Origin of the sequence: Streptomyces sp. NPDC005648, assembly GCF_040605395.1 — a bacterium.
Classification (GTDB): domain Bacteria; phylum Actinomycetota; class Actinomycetes; order Streptomycetales; family Streptomycetaceae; genus Streptomyces.
The window spans coordinates 260473-279054 of the sequence record NZ_JBEXCS010000001.1 but is presented as its reverse complement, the minus strand read 5'-3'; the positions used below and the strand labels follow the sequence as shown (position 1 = coordinate 279054).

At 74.3% G+C, this 18582-nt stretch carries 16 protein-coding genes; 10 read left to right on the top strand and 6 right to left on the bottom strand.

Features of this window, described 5'->3' with window-relative positions; genetic code table 11:
* Nucleotides 1–242 precede the first annotated feature (242 nt).
* Genes ABZT17_RS01295 through ABZT17_RS01265 form a run of 7 tightly spaced genes read left to right on the top strand, consistent with a single transcriptional unit; the run spans nt 243 to nt 9412 of the window.
* Nucleotides 243–2525: a tetratricopeptide repeat protein gene (locus tag ABZT17_RS01295; protein WP_356342191.1), complete on the top strand. Its 2283-nt coding sequence runs from the start codon at nt 243–245 to the stop codon at nt 2523–2525.
* Complete coding sequence (locus ABZT17_RS01290) at nt 2522–3097, top strand: NAD(P)H-dependent oxidoreductase (RefSeq protein ID WP_356342189.1); 576 nt, start codon at nt 2522–2524, stop codon at nt 3095–3097. The genes ABZT17_RS01295 and ABZT17_RS01290 overlap by 4 nt, the downstream gene beginning before the upstream one ends.
* On the top strand, nt 3094–3822 hold the full coding sequence (locus ABZT17_RS01285; protein ID WP_356342187.1) for a class I SAM-dependent methyltransferase: 729 nt from the start codon (nt 3094–3096) through the stop codon (nt 3820–3822). Before ABZT17_RS01290 ends, ABZT17_RS01285 begins: the two co-directional genes overlap by 4 nt.
* Entirely contained in the window at nt 3819–4784 is a 966-nt protein-coding gene (locus ABZT17_RS01280) for an NAD(P)-dependent oxidoreductase (RefSeq protein ID WP_356342185.1), read from the top strand. Before ABZT17_RS01285 ends, ABZT17_RS01280 begins: the two co-directional genes overlap by 4 nt.
* Nucleotides 4781–5356, top strand: coding sequence for an NAD(P)H-dependent oxidoreductase (locus tag ABZT17_RS01275; RefSeq protein ID WP_356342183.1), 576 nt, complete (start codon nt 4781–4783; stop codon nt 5354–5356). The genes ABZT17_RS01280 and ABZT17_RS01275 overlap by 4 nt, the downstream gene beginning before the upstream one ends.
* Nucleotides 5353–6639, top strand: a complete 1287-nt coding sequence (locus ABZT17_RS01270; protein WP_356342181.1) for a pitrilysin family protein — start codon at nt 5353–5355, stop codon at nt 6637–6639. The genes ABZT17_RS01275 and ABZT17_RS01270 overlap by 4 nt, the downstream gene beginning before the upstream one ends.
* A 4-nt stretch (nt 6640–6643) precedes the next feature.
* Nucleotides 6644–9412, top strand: coding sequence for a hypothetical protein (locus tag ABZT17_RS01265; protein WP_356342179.1), 2769 nt, complete (start codon nt 6644–6646; stop codon nt 9410–9412).
* Here the strand turns inward: ABZT17_RS01265 and ABZT17_RS01260 are convergent.
* Nucleotides 9357–9881: a pyridoxamine 5'-phosphate oxidase family protein gene (locus tag ABZT17_RS01260; protein ID WP_356342177.1), complete on the bottom strand. Its 525-nt coding sequence runs from the start codon at nt 9879–9881 to the stop codon at nt 9357–9359. The two genes, ABZT17_RS01265 and ABZT17_RS01260, sit on opposite strands and share 56 nt — an antisense overlap.
* 43 nt (nt 9882–9924) lie before the next feature.
* Between ABZT17_RS01260 and ABZT17_RS01255 the strand changes: the two genes are divergently transcribed.
* Together ABZT17_RS01255 and ABZT17_RS01250 are read left to right on the top strand one after the other, a co-directional pair.
* A complete protein-coding gene (locus ABZT17_RS01255; protein ID WP_356342175.1) occupies nt 9925–11067 on the top strand; it encodes a pyridoxal phosphate-dependent aminotransferase in 1143 nt (380 codons plus the stop codon).
* Complete coding sequence (locus ABZT17_RS01250; RefSeq protein WP_356342173.1) at nt 11064–12839, top strand: alpha/beta fold hydrolase; 1776 nt, start codon at nt 11064–11066, stop codon at nt 12837–12839. Before ABZT17_RS01255 ends, ABZT17_RS01250 begins: the two co-directional genes overlap by 4 nt.
* Here ABZT17_RS01250 and ABZT17_RS01245 read toward each other — a convergent pair whose 3' ends face one another.
* From ABZT17_RS01245 to ABZT17_RS01225, 5 genes are all read right to left on the bottom strand, one after another.
* A complete protein-coding gene (locus tag ABZT17_RS01245; protein ID WP_356342170.1) occupies nt 12840–14099 on the bottom strand; it encodes an MFS transporter in 1260 nt (419 codons plus the stop codon).
* Between the two features lie 7 nt (nt 14100–14106).
* On the bottom strand, nt 14107–14289 hold the full coding sequence (locus ABZT17_RS01240; RefSeq protein WP_356342168.1) for a hypothetical protein: 183 nt from the start codon (nt 14287–14289) through the stop codon (nt 14107–14109).
* Between the two features lie 167 nt (nt 14290–14456).
* Nucleotides 14457–15452, bottom strand: a complete 996-nt coding sequence (locus ABZT17_RS01235) for a hypothetical protein (RefSeq protein ID WP_356342166.1) — start codon at nt 15450–15452, stop codon at nt 14457–14459.
* A gap of 335 nt (nt 15453–15787) precedes the next feature.
* A complete protein-coding gene (locus ABZT17_RS01230) occupies nt 15788–16492 on the bottom strand; it encodes a response regulator transcription factor (RefSeq protein ID WP_356342164.1) in 705 nt (234 codons plus the stop codon).
* Nucleotides 16489–17757, bottom strand: a complete 1269-nt coding sequence (locus ABZT17_RS01225) for a histidine kinase (protein WP_356342162.1) — start codon at nt 17755–17757, stop codon at nt 16489–16491. The genes ABZT17_RS01230 and ABZT17_RS01225 overlap by 4 nt, the downstream gene beginning before the upstream one ends.
* Nucleotides 17758–17889: 132 nt before the next feature.
* On the opposite strand from ABZT17_RS01225, the gene ABZT17_RS01220 reads away from it, so the two are divergent.
* Entirely contained in the window at nt 17890–18453 is a 564-nt protein-coding gene (locus ABZT17_RS01220) for a methyltransferase domain-containing protein (RefSeq protein ID WP_356342160.1), read from the top strand.
* The last annotated feature ends 129 nt before the right edge of the window (nt 18454–18582 follow it).

Sequence of the window (18582 nt, the reverse complement as noted above, 5' to 3'; positions counted from 1 at the left end):
ACGCCGCCCTCGAAGAGGTTCTCGCTTCTTTCGAGGCCGCTGACGAGAACATGAGCGAGCGTGAGTACGAGCTCGCTCGCGAGACCAAGGCCTGGTAACTCAAGAGGTCGATCCGGGAATCAACCGGAAGTAACAAAGGTGCGGCCCCCGGAGAATTGGGGGCCGCGCTGTCCCTAATTCCAGGAAACAGCGGGGTGTGCGCAGTGGTGAGTTCGCAGCTGACGGCCGGGGCGGCGTCATCAGTGGGATCTCGGGCACCGTGGCAGGAGGAGACGGGCCTGGCCTGGCGTCCGCATCACCGGCTCCTCGTGCTGTGCTCGCGGGAGCACGGCACCTCCGAGTGCCTGGAGGCGGCCGGACTGGACCGGCCCGCCGGGCGACTCGGGATCGGCGCACCGTCCACCGGGTTCGAGGATCTCGCCGGCGTCGACGTCCTGCTGCGCGCACTGCTGCGAGAGGTCGACGCACGCGCCGACCGGGACGCCGCCGCCGAACTGCGCGCACGCCATCACGCGACACTCGACCTGCTGACCTCGCCCGCCCACCGCCAGGGCATCGGCCGTCTGCTGCCGATCTCGGAGGCGGCCGCACTGGGCACCACCCGCCGTATCAGCAGGGAGTCCCACACCAGCGCGCTCTGGATCGACCAGGCGGCGCGGCTGATCGCGGACTGCGCGCGGCTGGTGTCGGTCGACGGCCCGCTGCTGCTCGATGTCGAGGGACTGGAGCGCTGGGACCGGCCTTCCCTGCGGGTGCTCTACCGCTCCGCGTTGGTGGCGGCGGGCGACCGGGCCGGCCTGGTGGTGCGCGGCCGGCTGACCGTCGCCCATCGCACCGACGAGGTGCTCGGACGCCTGCGGCACACCTTCTTCACCCACCTCGCCCAACGGCGCGGCGTCGTGACCCACACCACCGCCGAGGACGACGATAGCCCGCCCGCCGTGCCCTCCGTGCCCGCCTCGGCCCCCGCGCCCGCCGGGGCTGCCGTGCCCGCCTCGGCCTCCGTGACCGCCGGGGGTGTCGCGCCCGCCTCGGCCCCCGCGCCCGCCGGGGCTGCCGCGCCCACTCCGGCCGCCGGGGTCGCCGAGGCTTCTGTGCCTGCCGGCGTCGCCGAGCCTTCCGGACCCGTGGGGGCCTCCGTGCCCGTCTCGGCCGCCGTAGCCGCCGAGCCTGCCGTGCCCGCCCCGGCCCCCGTGCCCGCCCCAGCCCCCCGCCCCGCCCCGGCTGTCGGAGCCGCCGAGCCTGCTGGGCTCGCCGGGTTCGCCGCAGATGCGGAAGGCATGGAAGACATCGTGCGTCGTTCGTTGGCTGAGGGGTTGCCCGGGCTTCTCCGGGTTGTCGGTGGGTCGCTGGCCATGCAGAATTTCGAGCGGGCGAGACTGATCTCCGCCACCGCCCTGCGTATGTACCGGGAATCCCTGATATCCGTGGACGGCGGGCCCGACCTCCCTGTCCAGATAAAGCGCCTCGAGGCGATCGCGGCGGCCCAGGTCGGTGATGTCGCGGAGGCCGAGGAACTGCTCGGTGAGGCCCTCGGAACGGCGGAGCGGCCGGAAGACCGGGCCCATCTCAATTATCTGCTCGCGCTCATCTCCACAAAGCGCAGTTATGACCTCGCGACGGCCCGTGAATATTACGGCCGGGCCCGCGCGGCGGTGGACGATCTGGCCGACCCCGGCGTCGAAGCCCTGGTCGAACGCGCCTGGGTGGGCAACGGACTGGCTCTGGTCGCCGTCATGGAGGCCCGCGAGACCAAGGACCCCCGCGTCCGCGAGGAGCGGTTCGCCGAGGCGTACCGGGAGGAGCTCGCGGCCTTCGCCGCGGTCCGCGGACTGCCCGGGATGAGCGCCTTCTACCTTCGCTACAACCTGGGTTACAACCTGTCCTTCCTGCTGGAGATCACCGGCAGGTTCGAGCAGGCCCAGTCGTTCCTCGCCTCCGTCTCCTCCGTGCTGCTGTCCGCCGAGCGCGCGGACTACGGCGCCCTGTACGAGTACGCGATCGGGTTGCTCAGACTGCGCACCGACGACCTGGACGGCGCGGCACAGTCCCTGCGTCGCGCCATCGACCTGGCCGAGTCGCTCCACGACCCGTTCTATCTGGAACGCATGCTGTCGGCCCTCGGCTATGTCCTGCACCGGCGCGGCCACCACGCCGAGGCCGTCGACGTCTTCCGGGAGGGCGTCCGGCTGGCCCGCTGGCTGCGTGACGAGGACGCCTACCGGCAGCAGCTCACCGGTCTGCTCTGGTCCGTCGTCCTCGACGGCCGCCCGCTCGACGAACAGACCCTGGAGGCCGCCCGGATCTGGTTCCCCACGGCGGTGACCGGACTGGCCGCCGACGACCGGGACCGCCGGATCGGGGCCCTGACCGCCGCCGACGCCCAACTCCTCGTGCCCTCGTCCAAGTTGCCCTCCTATGTGGCCTCCGTCGATCTGGAGGGCAGCCCCGGCCGGGACCTCAACCGGTTCCTGGCCGGTGTGGCGACCACCGAACGCCCGCGCACCGAGGGGGAGGCGCGATGAACCGGGTGACCTTGTTCTGCGGCAGCCGCAAACCCGCTCCGGGCGTGGAACGCCCCAGCTCCGCACGGCAGTTGCTGCTCGCCGTCCAGGCGGGGCTGGCCGACGAACAGACCTCCTTCGAACAACTCGACCTGCGTGATCTCGACATACCGCAGTTCGACGGCCGCACGTGCGCGGAGTACGGCAGCCCCGACCTGGACAAGGTCCGCGCGGCACTGGACGCCAGCGATGTGATCGTCGTCTCCGCGCCCGCCTACTGGAACGCCGTCTCCGGCCCGCTGCTCAACCTGTTCGACGTGCTCGGCGGCGCCAACTACGATCTGACGCCCGACCGTGAACTGCCCCTCCAGGGCAAGGTCGTGATCCTGCTGGTGGTCGGCGCCGACCACTCCTCGGCCCATCTGGCCGCCGCGCAGCTGCGCTCGACGCTGTCCGCGATGGGCGCGTGGGTGGCACCCCGGGAGACCGTCGTGGGCAACCCGCGTCAGGTCCCCGACTTCGCCGCCGTGGTGCGGGACATCCGGGAACTCGGCCGCTACGCCGCCACGGTGCGCCCCGGGGGCGGACGATGAGCGGTGCCGCCGTACCGCCGACCCTCACCGTCGCCCAGACGGACGCGCTGGCCGACAGGATGCTGGACCACTGCCGGGAGCGGGGCGTCCTGCCGCCCGCCCCACAGGGACTCTGGCAGGGCTACCACCGGCTGCGGTCCCGGCTGTACGAGACAGTCACCATCCCCGACACCCATCTGACCCCGCTCGCCGCCCGGTTGCTGTACGGCATCGCCGTGGCGCGCCGGCCGAGGCGGCTGGCCGTGCTGGGGTGCTACGCGGGCAACCTGCTGAGCTGGGTCGCCGGACCGGGCTTCGCCCCGCAGGCCTGCTACCCGGGCATCCGCGCCGTCGGCCTGGACGTCGACGCGGCGGCGGTCGCGCTCGCCGAACGCAACCTGCGGTCGGCCGGCTACGCGCCCGGGGCGGTTGCGGTGTGCGCCGACGCCTACGCGGCCGACGACTTCACCGCACAGGGGCCCTGGGACCTGGTCCTGATCGACGTGGACGAACCGGGCGCCCGCAAGGCCGGATACCACCGGGTCCTCGAACGGTGGGCCCCCCATCTCGCGCCGGGCGCCGTCGTGGTCGCCCACGACGTACGCCACCCCGCCTTCGCCGACGACCTCGCCGGATACGCCGGACACGCCCGGGGACAGGGAGCGGTGGCGACCACCACCCTGCCGGTCGACGTGTGCGGACTGGAGGTCTCCCGCTGGCCGGGCCCGTCCGGGAGTCCCGCGTGACACCCGGTGAACTCCGCGGCCGGCGGGTGCTGGTCCTCGGCGCCGGCCTGCTCGGCGCGGCCGTCGCCGCCCGCGCGCACACCGCGGGTGGGGACGTGGTCTGCGCGGACCTCGACGAGAGCCGCGCCCGGACCGGCGCGGACGGTGCCGGCGGTCAGTGGCTGCGACTCGACCTGGCCGACCGCGCCGCGACCGTCTCCGCCGTCCGTTCCGTCGCCCCGGACGTCGTCGTCCACGCCGCGGGCAGTGTCACGGCCGAGTCCGCCGCGGACGCGGGCCGGCTCATGACCGGCACCGCGTCGGCGGCGGCCAACCTGGCCGAGGCGGCGGTGTCCGCCCGGGTGCCCCGGGTGCTCCTGCTGTCGAGCCTGGCCGTCTACGGCGCACCGGCCCGCCCGCCCGACAGCGGCCCGGCCGCCACGGCGGAGACGGCACCGACCCGCCCCGTCACCCCCTACGGCGCCGCGAAGGCCGCCGCGGAGGCGATCCTGTCCGGTTACTGCGCCGGCACCGGCACGGACGTACGCATCGGCCGCCTCAGCGGTGTCTACGGGCCCGGTGCCCGCCCGCGCGGCGGCTGGATGGCCGGCGGGCTGCTGCGGCTGCTCGCCCTGTATCTCACCGGCCGCCCGATCACCGTTCCGCCCGCGCTGCACGACCGCGAGTACCTCCACGTCGACGACGCCGCCACGGCACTGGCCCTGCTCGCCGTCGCGCCGCGGGACACCCCGCAAGTGGTGAACATCGGCACCGGGCGGCTGGTGCCGGCGGCGGAGCTCGCCGAGGTCCTCACCGCCCTGGGCGCCACGGTCGTGGGCGACGGGGACGTACGACCCGGCGTCACCGCCCGCCGCCCCCTGGACGTGTCGACCGCGACCCGGGCCCTGGGCTTCACCGCCCGAATCACCCTGTACGACGGGCTCGCCGCCTGGTGCGCGCGTCTGAGAAAGGAAGGACCGTGACCCACCCATCCGCCGCCGCCCGGTCGGCCGAGGTGCTCATCGTGTGCGGGAGCGTGCGTCCCGACGGACACACCCGCGCCCTCACCCGGTACGCCGCCGCCCGGCTCCACGACGAGGGCCACCGGGCCATGCTCTGGAACCTCGCCGAACGCCCGCTGCCCATAGCGGACCCCGCCTACCACCGTGATCCGGCGGCCAACCCGGACCCCGCGGTACGGCAGTTCGTGGCGGCGGCGCGCCGCGCGGACGCCTTCCTCCTCGCGAGCCCCGTCTACCACAACTCCTACTCGGGAGTGCTGAAGAACGCCCTCGACTGCGTCTCCATGGCCGAGTTCGCCGACAAGTCCGTCGGACTGCTCGCCCACGGGCCCCGGCTGACCGCCGTGCAGGCCTGCGACCACCTGCGCATCGTCGTCCGCGGCCTCTACGGCACCTGCGTGCCCGAGCAGGCCGTCACGACACCCGAGGACTACGACCGTGACGACCACGGCGAGTGCCGGCTCTCGGCACCCGCGATGCGGGCCCGGGTCGACGACCTGGCCGCCGCGGTGGTCAAGGCGGCCCGCCGGTGACCCCGGCCGCCACCGCGGTCCCCGCCGCGATCCATCGCGGCAGCCCGGGGCTCGGCCGTTCCGCCTGCGCCATGGTGTTCGTCGCGGCGGGATCCTGGTCGGACCCGCCGGGCCGGTCAGGGCTGGCCCACCTGTGGGAGCACGCGTTCTTCGCCGGGTCCGGCCCCCACCGCACGGCGCGCGACATCGCCGCCGCCGTCTCCGAGCTCGGCCACACCTTCAACGCCCACACCGCCGCCGAGTACGCCTACTTCTACCTGAGCGGCCCCGACGACACGCTCGACCGGGCCGTGGACCTGCTGCTCACCTGTTACACCGCGCCCCGCTGGGACGACGGGGAGATGGCCATCCAGCGCCGGGCGATCGACAACGAGCTGCGCATCTTCGCGGACGACCGGCAACGGCGGGTGCGCCAGCTCGCGACCGAGGCCCTGCACGGTCCCGGACCCTTCGCGCTGCCGCCGCTCGGCCGGGCGGCGGAGATCGCGGGCCTCACCGGCGGCGACGTCGCGGCCTTCGCCCGGGACCACGCCGGTCCCGACCGGCTCACGGTGCTCATCGACAGCCCGGCCCACGACAGCCGTCTCGACGACGTCATCGCCCGCCATTTCGCACCCCGACAGAGCCGGCCGGCCGCCGGACCCGCCCCCACGGGCTACGGTCCCCTGACGCACCTGGCGCTCGAACTCCCGGGCCGGACCGCCGTCGTCGCCCTCGCGACGCCCGGCGTCTCCTACCGGCTCACCACCCGCGAGATGTACGCCGTGCGCCTGTTCCACAGCGTCCTGGGCGGCATCGCGGGCAGCCGTCTCGGCACCCGGCTGCGCGACGAACTGGGCCTCGCCTACCAGGCCCGCACCGTGCTGGAGCCGCACGCCGCCACCGGCGCGCTCATCACGCTGTTCACCTGCGCGCCCGACCGGGTGGCCGAAGCCGTGCGCGCGGTGACGCGCCTGCTCGACGAGGCACTCGACGCACCGGTGAGCGAGGCGGAGCTGGCCCGGGCCGTCGCCATGAACCGGGGGATCCATGTGCGCGACCGTGAGACACCCACCGCCCGGTGCCTGGTCGACGGCCGGGAGATACTGCGCCGCGGCACGCCCTTGCCCGAGCAGGAGCAGTTCGCCCTGTGGGGCGACATCGGGGCCGAGGAGGTCCTGGCCACGGCGCGGCGGGTCCTGCTGCCGAGGCAGACGCGGTGCGCGGTCGTCGGTCCGCAGGGCACCCACCATCCCCTGACCGAGACCCCCGAACTGCCCGGCGCCTGGAAGCTGGTGGGGTGAACCAGTGTCCGGTGACCGAGTCCGCGAATGGCGGGAGGCGCTGACGGCGGACGGCGACACCCCGTACGCCCCCGTGGTCGTACCCCTGCTCGACGACGCATGGGAGACCCACGCGGACGGCTTCTGGCTGCACGCCCGCCCGATCGGCGCCACCCTGCCCGTCCAGGGCTGGAAACTGCATGTGTCGGCCGTCCCCGGGAGCGCGGCGCGGGTCCTCGCCGCCTGTGTGCCCGTCCTGCGCGAGCACCGGGTGGCCTTCAAGTGCGCCGAGGACATGGCCGTACTGCTGCAGTTGCTGTCCAGCCGGTACGAAGCCGGCGGTATGGGCAAGTTCCTGACGGTCTATCCACCGGACGCCGACGCCTGTGTCACCGTGGGCGACCTGCTCGCCGAGGCCACCGCGGGGCTGCAGGGGCCGCCCGTCGTCTCCGACTCCGTCTGGCGGCCGGACTCACCCGTCCACTACCGCTACGGAGGCTTCACCGGCGAGGACCGGCTCACCGACGACGGCAGGCTCGTGCCCGTCCTGATCGGTCCGGACGGAACCGCCGAACGCGATGTCCGCGACCGGTTCGCCCCGCCCTCCTGGGCTCCCGCGCTGCCCAGACCCGACGCCACCCGCACCCGGGGCGCCGGCGGCGCCGTCCTGGTCGCGGGCCGGTACCGCGTCCGGTCGGTGCTGCGACGCTCCGCCCGCGGCGGTGTCTTCACCGGCCAGGACCTCACCACGGGCCGGCCGGTGGTGATCAAGCACGCGCGGGCGCACGTCGGAGTCACCCCCGACGGCAGTGAGGCACGCGACGTGCTGCGGCACGAGGCGCAAGCGCTGCGGGAGTTGGCGAGCACCGGAGTCGTGCCCGGCCTGGTCGACTTCGTGGAGACCGGGAAGGCCGCGTACCTCGTCGAGGAACAGGCCGACGGCGGCACCCTGCGCCGGCTCGTCACCGCGCGCTGGCGCCCCGGCCGGACCGTCGGCGACACGGTGTGGCGGGTCGCCGTGTCGCTGGCGCACGCGGTCGCCACCGTGCACGCCGCCGGCTGGACCCTGTGCGACCTCTCCCCGGGCAATGTCATGGTCGGTCCGGACGCCCGCTGCACCCTCATAGATCTGGAGCTCGCGGCCCGGCCCGGCGACCCGGTGCTGCGCGACAACACCCCCGGCTACGCGGCCCCGGAGCAGCACTACGCCTCCCTCGTCGACCGGGCCCCGGGCCCGGCGGCCGACTGCCACGCGCTGGGCGGTCTGTTGTTCCTGCTGGGCGCCGGACGCGACCCGCTGCACCTGAACGGCATGTGGAGCGCGGGCGAGCGGCTGGCCGGTCAACTGGCGGCCCTGCGGGACCGGCAGGGATTCGCCGTGGCCGTGGCGCCCTTGGTGGAAGCCTTGTTGCGGGACGACCCCGCCCACCGGCCCACCGCGGCGGCGGCCCTGTCCCGGCTGGTCCGGATGGCGTCGGCCCGGCCGGGACCGCCGGCGCTCCCCGCCCGCTCCGGCGCCTTCGCCACTCCTGTCCAAGCCACCGGCCCCGATCCCCGGGCGGTGCTCGCCGACGGGATCGGCGAACTGGTGGACCACGTCCGGGTCCACGGGCCCGGGGCGTTCCGTCTCGACACGCCCTGGCGCGGCCGACGGGACGCGCTCGGCGTGGACTTCGGTGTCTGCGGGCCGCTGCTGGTGCTGACCCGCGCCCTGGCGGCACCCTCCTCGCTCACCGGGGCCGACCCGACCCGGCTGCACGACGCGGTCCGGCGGACCACCGACCACGTCCAGCGGCAGCCCTGGCCCGAGTCCCTGACCTCGGGTCCCCGCCTGGGCCTGGCGACCGGAGAAGCAGGCCGTCTGTGGGCCCTGTGGGACGCCTCCGAGGTGCTGCGGGACCAGGCACTGCGCGAGCGGCTCATGACACGGGCGGTCGAACTGGCCGATACGGTCGCCCCGCTCGCCCGGTCCGGCGCGGCGGGGACGCGGCTGAGCCTGGGCCACGGCATCGCGGGCCTGGGCACCCTCCTGCTGCGCCTGCACCTCGCCACCGGCCGCACCGATCTCCGTGCCTCGGCCCTGACCTGCGCCGACGCCCTGCTCGTCACCCGGGCGGCGGACGGCCCGGCGGGCGGGGGAGCGGCAGGGGGCGGCCCGCGGGCGAACAGCGCTCCGGCGGGCGGTCTCCTCGCCGGACCCGCCGGAATCGTCTGGTTCCTGCTGGCCCTCGGCCACGGCCTGGACCACGCTCCCGCCCTCCATGCCGCCCGTGAGGCGGTGGACGGGCGGGCCGCACAGGTGATGAGCGCGGCCGAGGCACCCGACGCGCCCCTGGGCCATCACGACGGCCTGACCGGCGAGGGGCGGCTCCTGGCCGCCGCGGCCCGCCACGGCCTGCCCGTGGGAGAGGCGCTGCGACGGATCGAGGACGCCATCGAGGGTCGCGACAGCACGGCCCCCACCGGACTCGCCCGGGGCCTGAGCGGGTGGACGGAGTTCCTGCTGGACGCCGGCGGCCGCGGCGCGGATCACCTGATCACCGCCCTCGCGGCACGGACCAACGTCCGATACGGCCGGATCACCGTCCCCGACGACTCCGGGGCGTACGCCAACCACACCCTCGCCGACGGCGTCTGCGGCCCGCTGTGGGTGCTGCTGCGCGCCGCCGACGCGCGTCCCGGCCTGTGGGACCCCGCCCCCCGACAAGCCGCACGGACTCCGCCCGCCCCGGTCGCGGCTACCGCGACACCGGCGCCGCTTCCGGGTAGGCCGCCGGATCGCGGGCGTACGTGAACAGCGACTCGGCCTCGACGGCGATGAACACCCCCTGCCCCCAGTCGGACACCCGCGTGCCGCGCGCCCGGTACTGCGCGTCCTCCACCGCCGCGAAACCGGAGTCGGAGCCGTCCATGATCCGCCCCCTGCCATGCACGATCAGCGCGAAGCCGGCCTCGTCGGACAGGCTCATGCTCAGCGCCGGACGCTCCGCGACGTTCCTGGCCCGGTGCGATCCGGCGCCGGTGGGCACATACAGCCGGCCGGCGACGAACAGGGCTCCCACCGGGGCGCAGCGCGGCGCGCCGGAGGCCGTGACCGTGGCCAGGATCACCTGGAACACCCCGTCGCACCGCCGGACCAGCTGCGCGGCCGAGAGTGACTGGGCGGGCAGCCCGAACGAGGCACGCAGGGACGGCGAGGCGCGGCGCGCGCTGTCGTCGATGAGTTCCTGAAGTGCGGTCAGATCCTCCGCCGATTCGTTCATCAGGCCGTTCTATCGGCCACTTCGGGGAAAGGGAAGTTCACCCATGACGACGAGCCCGCCGCCGACCATCGACCTCGGACTGGGCGATCCCGCTCACCCGATGCCGTCCGTGGTGTCGGCCACACTGCGTCAGATGGCCGACCGCCCCTCCCTGGGCTACGCCCCGCCGGGTGGTCTCCCCGCCCTGCGCCGGACGCTCGCCGAGAAGCTCACGGCGGTCAACGGCCTGGACGCCACCGCCCGGGAGGTCGTGGTCACGAACGGGGCGAGCCAGGGCATCGCCGCCGCGCTCGCCGAACTGTGCCGGCCCGGGGACCGCGTCCTGGTCCCGGAGCCGGGCTACCCGGCCTACCGGGCGGTGTGCCGGTCGCTGGGGCTGACCGTCACCGGGTACGGCGTACCGGCCGGCGACGACACCGCCGCCCAGCCCGACTGGGACGCCCTCGCCCGGTCGGCCGCCGGCGCCACCGCCGTGCTGTGGAACTTCCCCTCCAACCCCACCGGCCGGACGGCCGACCCCGCCTGGTACCCGCGCCTGTACGCCGTGCTGCGCGAACACCCCGCCCTCACCGTCGTCAGCGACGAGGTCTACGAGGACCTGTGCTTCGGCACCCGGCATGTGTCCCCGGCCGCGCGCGCCGGCGACCTGGCGGCACGTTTCGTGTCCGTGTTCAGCTTCTCCAAGGGCTACGCGATGACGGGCATGCGCGTCGGCTACGTCCACGCCCCGGGACCGGACCTCGCCACCCGCGTGGCCCGCCGCCACTACGCCTGGAGCATGTCCACGCCCACCCTCTCGCAGGTCTGCGCCCTGGCGGTCGCCCGAGGTGCCCGGGACTACCCGGCCGGGCATCGCGCTGCCCTGATGAGCGGGCGCGACCGGCTGGTGGCGGGCCTGCGGGCGAGCGGCCTGTCCGTCGCCACCCCGGAGGCGGGCTGCTTCGCCTGGGCGGACGTCTCCGCCTCGGGCCTGGACGCCGAGGCCTGGAGCCGTGCCGCCGCCGTCCGGCTGCGCGTCCTCACCGCCCCGGGCACGGAGTTCGCCCCGCACGACACGCGCCATGTACGGCTCAGCTTCGCCGTCGGCCCCGCCGAACTGGACGCGGCGCTGGAACGGGTCTCCGCGTGGGCGGCCGACGGCTGGCGGCCCGCCGCCTCCGCGAGGCCGGCCGAGGTGGCCCGATGACACAGTCCGCCCCGGCGTCCGGGGACTGGCGCGAGCGGTTCGCCGGCGGCCGGCTCCACCTGCCCCGTTACGCCAGGCACGCCCCGCACCGCTGTGTTCTGCTGACCACCGTCGACGGCAAACCCGAGGTCGAGGCCTGGGACCAGCGCACGGGAAGCCGCAGGCAGGTCACCGACCAGCCCGGCGGAACCGGACGGTACGCCATCGACCCGGCGGGCCGGTGGGTGTGGTGGTTCGCCGACCCCGAACGCACCGGCCGGGGCCAGTGGCGGCGCGAGCCCTTCTCCGGCGGTGGCCGCACGCCCGTGGGACCGCACGGCCGGCCAGCCGGACTCGCCCTCGGCACACACGAGTTCGCACTCGGCATCCACCACGGGGGCACCACCTCCGTGGCGTTCCACAGCCGGCGGCCGGGCCACGAGCGGGAGACCGCCGCCGACTTCGAGGGCGACCGGCAGGTGGAGCAACTGTCCGCCGACGGAACGCTGCTGGCCGTCACGGACGTAGGACCGCTCGGCCCGCTCCGCCCCGACCTGAGGGTCCTCGACACGGCCACCGGCGAGGTCCTGGCCGAGCTGCCCGCCCGCGGTGACGCCGTGCCCCGCCCGCTGGGTTTCGCCCCCGACCCGGGCGACGGCCGGCTGCTGGTCCTGTCGGAGGAGGACGGCGCCCACCGGCTCCTGCTGTGGAACCCCCGGACCGGTGCGCCGAGCGAGGTGCGCCACGGCCTGTCCGGCGATCTGCGCGCCGAATGGCTCGCCGACGGCTCCGGAGCCCTGCTGTGCCACTCCTGGCACGGCCGGGACACGCTCCACACCCTCCGCTTCGACACGGGAACCCTCGAACGCGTCCCCCACGATCCGGGGGAGATCCGCGACGCCACCGCCCGCCCGGACGGAGACGTCGAGTACCTGTGGTCCTCGGCACAGCAGCCCCCGCGGGTCCTCTCCACGCACCGCGGGCGCCTCTACGGCGGTACCGGCCGCCCGCCGGGCGCCGCCGTCGAGGACCTCTGGACCGAAGGACCCGGCGGCCCGGTGCACACCCTGCTTTCCTCCCCCGCCCCCGGCTCGGCGCCCGTGCCCACCCTCTTCCTCCTGCACGGGGGGCCGGCCGCGCACGAGCGCGACGCGTACGACCCCTATGTGTCGGCCTGGGTCGCCCACGGCTACCGCGTCGCCCGGGTCAACTACCGCGGCTCCACCGGATACGGCCGCGCCTGGCGGGACGCCGCACGCGGGGACGTCGGCCACACGGAGCTGGCCGACATCGCCGCCGTCCGCGCCCGACTCGCCGGGCTGGGGCTGCTGGACGAGAAGCGGACCCTGATCGGCGGGAGCTCCTGGGGCGGCTATCTCGCCCTGCTGGCCCTGGGAGTCCAGCCCGACCACTGGGCGGCCGGTTTCGCCGTGGCGCCCGTCGCGGACTTCGCCCTCGCCTACGAGGAGGAGACCGACCGCCTGCGCGCCCTGGACCGGACGCTGTTCGGCGGATCACCGCAGGAGGTCCCGGACCGCTACCTGCGCGCCTCCGCTCGTACGTACGCCCCTTCGGTACGGGCCCCCGTCCTGCTGATCTCCGGGACGCGGGACCCCCGTTGCCCTCCCGCGCAGATCGAGGCCTACGCCGGTGACCTGCGCGACGCGGGCGGACACCTGGAGCACCACCGCTACGACGGAGGACACGAGGAGCGCAGGCTCGCCGATCTGCTCGACCGGATCACCACACAGATCGACTTCGCGCTACGGCACTGCCCTGCCGGGCCCGTGTGATCAGGCCGAGGCGGGCAGGTCGGCGGCGGTGTCGGACGCCTCCGGCGCGGGCTCGGGACGGGTAAGCCGCCGTACCGTCGGGGCCAGACACACCAGCGAGCACGGCACCACGGCGAAGGCGGCGGCGATCAGCAGGGTGTGGCCGTCGCCGACCCGCCGGGCGACGGGGCCCACCAGCGCGTAGCCCAGCGGCATGGAGACGAGGCTCAGGAGTGTGTCGTAGGAGGAGACACGGGAGAGCACCTCGTCCGGGATGACGCGTTGCAGGGTCGCGGACCAGACGGAGTTGAGGAGGACGACCCCGCCGTTGGAGGCGGCGGCCGCGAGGGCGACGACGGGTGCCGGCACACCGCTCCACAGGGCCAGGAGCGGAAGGGCGGCGAGGGTGAGCGCCAGGTTGCCCGCGACGAGGGGACGCCGGGGATGCCAGCGGATCGCGAGCGCCCCGGCGGCGAAGGACCCCACGGACATGCCGGCGGCCACCAGTCCCCACGCCGCGGAGCCCCCGAGGTGGCGCTCGGCCAGGACGGGGCCGAGGACGAAGAAGGCCGCCATGGCGAAGTTCCAGGCCGCGTGGGCGAGAAGATTCAGGATCAGCCAGCGCCGGCCCACGACCTCGTGCCAGCCGCGGCGCAGGTCGGCGGCGAAGGTGCGGCCGGTCCGGGCCGCGACGGTGAGCACGGGCAGGCGCAGCAGCATCACGATGTTCACCGCGAAGGACGCGGCGTCGATGAAGTAGACCACTTCCTTGCCTGCCCAGGGGATGAGCAGACCGGCCACGGCGGGCCCGGCGATCATGGCGGTGCTGCGGGTCAGCGACTGCAGGCCGGCCGCCTTCTGCAGCGACGCCTTGTCGACGAGTGCCGGGACGAGTCCCTGCGAGGCGGGCCCGTAGAAGCCGGCCGCGATGCCGTAGACACCGTTGCCGACGGCCAGGAGCGCCGCCGAGTCGTGGCCGGTGGCGACGAGCAGGCCGAGACTCGCCTGCACCGCGCACCGCACCGTGTCGGCGAGGGCCATCTGCCCCCGCCGCGAGGTGCGGTCCGCGGTGACGCCGCCCAGCAGCGCCGCCAGCACCCGGCACGCCATACCGGTGGCCAGGACCAGTCCCAGGCCGCCCGCGCCGGTCCCGGTGCCCAGGACGGTGAACGCCGTCACGACCGGGACCATCCCGTCGCCGAGCGAGGAGACCATCTGCCCGGTCCAGTACGTCCGGAACGCCGGGATCCGCAGGGGCGCCAGGTCGGCGCGCAGGCTCATGGCGGCCTCAGCCCAGTCGCTGCGGCTGCTCGGCCGAATCCGGCCACCAGATCAGACCGCCCTCGGCCGTGGCCACCGTACGTCCCGTGGCCGCGTGTGCGGCGGCCGGGACCTGCGCGTGGAACACGAGACCGGTGAGGGCGACGGCGGCGGTGAGGGAGAGGAGCCTGCTGACGACGCGGAGAGGCATAGGTGTCCTTGACATCCGGGAAACGGGAACGAGGTTCGACGCCGGGCCGCGCGAACACTCGGCGAGAATTCTCATTCGGGAAGGCGCGGCAGTCCACGGAAGGAAGAGGCGAGTCCCTGCCATGGCGGACACTCGCACGTCCGGGTCTCCGCCGCCGCCCAGGCCCGCTAGAGCCAGCCGCACTGAGCGGCCTTGACGCCGGCCTGGAACCTGCTGTCCGCCCCCGTGGTGATCATGAGTTCGGAGATCAGCCGGCTCAGTGTCCTCGGCGAGACACCGAGCACACGAGCGATGCGCTCGTCCTTCATACCGCCGGCGAGCAGTTTCAGCAGGGCCGCCTGCTGGCTGTTCAGCGGCTGCGCCGGCTGCCGGGACGTCCCGTCGGGCGGCGGCGCGGCCAGCATCCAGAAGCACTCGAAGAAGGACACGAAGGACCGCACCACCGGACCGCCGCGCAGGACGCAGACACCCCTGCCGGGGTTGGCCACGTCCAGCGGCAGCACCACGGACTGCCGGTCGACGATCAGCAGGTCCACCGGGACGTGGCTGCTGAGCCGTATGCAGCTGCCCGCCTCGGCCGCGTCCTGGAAGTAGCGGCGCAGCCGGGTGGCCGAGGGAAAACTCGTCGGGTACAGGGACCGGACCGTGACACCACGGCTGAGCAGCCGCCGGTCCTTGGCCAGCGAGGCGGACAGTTTCTCGGCCGACGGCAGCGGGCCGGGGTGCATCGACTCCAGCGTGGCGGACGCCGTCTCGGTGAGGCCGAGGAGGAACTGCTCGATCTCCTCACGGCCGGTGAGCACCGTCATGGGAAGCCCCGTCAGCTCCCCGTCGTACTGCAGCGGATAGTCGCTCAGCAGCCGCTCGACCGTGTCGGAGTGCTGGAGCATGTCGTCCAGCGCGGTGCTGAGCCGCTCGCGCTGCTCGCGCAGGAGTTCCTTGAGGGCGGCTCCCGCGGGCACAGCGGTGATCTTGTGGTTCTGGGCGGCGGGCTTCACCAGGCGCAGGGCGCGCAGGTCGTCCAGAGCGGTGGAGAGCCGCTCCTTCGAGACGGGCGGGCGGGAATGCGGCTGTTCCTCGGGCAGCGGCCCGCCGGCTCGCAGAGTCTCGTAGAGCTGGCGTGCGAGGTCGTCCGCTCGCTGTATTTCGGGCTCATCAGACATGTCTCATCACCGCCGGGCCATGAGATGGCCGGCGGTTCCCCCTTCCGTGCCGTGGCGCCCGACGCTTTCTGGCTGAAACTCGTCAGGCACGCGGTTCGTTGCATTCATCTGATCACGAAGGTTCCCGCCGGGGTATCCCCGCTTGCGATTCTTGAGCGTGACTTTGACATCGTCACAGGGTGTCGTCGCACGTCAGGGGGTGTTGGTTCGAAATACCGGAGTCCTCCGGGAGGCGTGACGCACTTCGGAAACGACGGCCCGAAAGGGATGTCGGGGAAATTGGGTGCTGTCCGAAATGAACTCGCCCGCCGGGTGATTCGGATCTTCGGAGATATTCAGTCCCCGGCCCGTATCAGCCCGCTCTCGTAGGCGAAGATCACCGCGTGGACACGGTCGCGGAGGCCGAGTTTGGCCAGGATGCGGCCGAGGTGGGTCTTGACGGTGGTCTCCCCGACGAAGAGGCGCTCGGCGATCTCGCCGTTGGCCAGGCCCCGGGCGACCAGGGCGAGGACTTCCCGTTCCCGCTCGGTGAGCGCGGCCAGGCGGCCGCGCTGGGCGGGCACGGCCGCGGGGGACTGCAGGACGAAGCGTTCGACCAGGCGCCGGGTGAGTGAGGGCGCCACCATGACCTCGCCCCGCAGCACCGCCCGGACGGTCACCAGGATCTCCTCGGCGGGGGCGTCCTTGACGAGGAAGCCGTTCGCGCCGGCGCGCAGGGCGGCGTAGGCGTACTCGTCGAGGTCGAAGGTGGTGACGACGAGGATCCTGGGCCCGTGGGGCTGCGCGCAGAGGTGTTCGGTCGCGGCGAGCCCGTCCAGGCCGGGCATGCGTACGTCCATCAGGACGAGGTCCGGCTCCAGGGCGGCCACACCCGCGATCGCCGCGTCCCCGTCGGCGGCCTCGCCCACCACGGTGAGGTCGGGCTGGCTGTCGACGACCATACGCAGCCCCATCCGGATCAGTTCCTGGTCGTCGCAGATCAGCACCCGCGACGGGGCCGGGGGCGGGGAGGGAGCCGGGGGCGGGGTCGGGCCGGTCATGGGGCCACCCTGCTGGGCTCGGGCTCGGTGGGCCGCAGGGAGGCGGTGACCCGGTAGCCCCCCTCGGGTGTGGGGCCGGCGTCGACGCTCCCGCCGTACAGGGCGGTGCGTTCGCGCATTCCGGTGAGCCCGTGACCGCCGGCGAGCGGTCGGGCGGGGTGGTGCGGGACGGCTCCGGCCCCGGCCGAGTTCTCCACCTGGACGCGGACCAGCCGCCCGGGCCCCTCGGCACCCGTGTCGACCCCCACGCGGATCGTGGCGTCCGACGGCGCGTGCTTGACGACGTTGGTGAGCGCCTCCTGAACGATGCGGTACGTCTGCACGGTGAGGTCCGCCGGAAGGCCGCCCGGCTCTCCGCGCAGGTCCAGCCGGGCGCGCGTGCCGTTCGTGTTGAGGCGCCCGACCAGCCGCCGCAGATCGGCCGAGAGGGATGCGCCGGCCCCACCGTCACCGGCTCCGGGGCCGGCGGCGCCGGATGCGGAGTCCGCGTCGGGGGTGCGCAACACCTCCAGCAGCCGGCGCAGTTCGTCCAGGGCGTCACGGCCGGTCGCGCTGATGACGCCGAGGGTGCGGTCGACGACCGTGGGATCGGTGTGCCGCATCAGCCTGCCGCCCTCGGCGTTCAGCACCATCACGCTCACGCTGTGCGCGAGGACGTCGTGGATCTCGCGGGCGATGCGGGCCCGCTCCTCGGCGACGGCGAACCGGGCCAGGACGAGACGCTCCGACTCGGCGAGCGCCACCCGCCGCTCGAACTCGGCGACGTAGGCGCGCCGGGCACGGACGTACTCGCCGTACACCCAGGCCCCGGCCAGCAGGAGCCCCACGGCGAGCGGGGTGAGCCAGGCGCCGCGGGCGCCCGGGCCGCCGTAGTCCCGCTGCCAGGCGGGGATCCACAGAAGTACACAGCCGGCGGTGCAGACCACCGTCGCCGCGGCGGCCCGGCGCAGGCCGCGGACCGTGAGGGTGGCCAGGACCGCCGCCAGGGCGACGGCGCCGCGCCCCGGTTCCTCGCCCCACACCTGTCCGAGGTACTGCGCCCAGAACGCGGCCGTCACCAGGGCCGCGACGAGCACCGGCCGGCGGCGGCGCCACAGCAGGGGCAGCACCAGGGCGGCGTACACGACCGCCTGCACCCAGACCGGTCGCCAGCCCGGCTGCGGGTGGATCACCGGGGGCACGGCCACCAGCACGACCAGCACGACGTCCGTCAGCCACGGATGTCCGCGCCGCAGCCGGGGCAGGGTCTCGATCAGCCGATGCACCGCCTCACGCTACGGCCGCGGCCCGCTCCCCGGCATCGTCCTGGCGGGTGTCACCAGGTCCACCCGGAGTCGTACGGACACCGGCCGGGGATACGACGTGCGGCCACCCGGGGCGCTTCCAGCATGGCCGCCATGTCGATCACCACCGAGTTCCTCAGACGGCCCCTCATGACCGGTGCCGTGGCGGCCAGTTCACGACGGCTGGCGTACGCGATGACGGAGGGCATCGGCCTGGAGCAGGCCCGGACGGTCGCCGAACTCGGCCCCGGGACCGGGGTGTTCACCGACGCGATCCTCGCCCGGCTCGCCCCCGGCGCCCGGCTCGTCGCGGTCGAGCTCAACCCGGTGCTCGCGGCCCGGCTCTCGGCCACCCGGCGCGACCCACGGCTGACCGTGGTGCGGGGTTCGGCGGCCGAACTGGCCGCGGCGGTCGGCGAACCGGTCGACGCGGTGGTCTCCGGGCTCCCGTGGACGGTCATGCCGCAGGACCGGCGCGGGTACATCCTGGACGCCGTGGCCGAAGTCCTCGCACCCGGCGGCCGGTTCACCACCTTCGCCTATCTGCACGCGGCCTGGACCCCGCCCGCCCGCCACTTCACCGCCGAACTGGCCCGCCGCTTCCACCGCCTGGAACGCTCGCGGACGGTATGGCCGAACCTACCGCCCGCGTTCGTACACCGGGCCACCAGGGCGTAGCGGCGGCGCGGGCGGGCGCCATCCGATCCCGTGCAGTTCCCGCGTCGTACTCCTCCCGACGAGGGCCGTCGGCCGGGGGACAGCGGGGCGCCTTCATGCGGCGAGGAGAGGGTCGAGGTCGTCACGGGG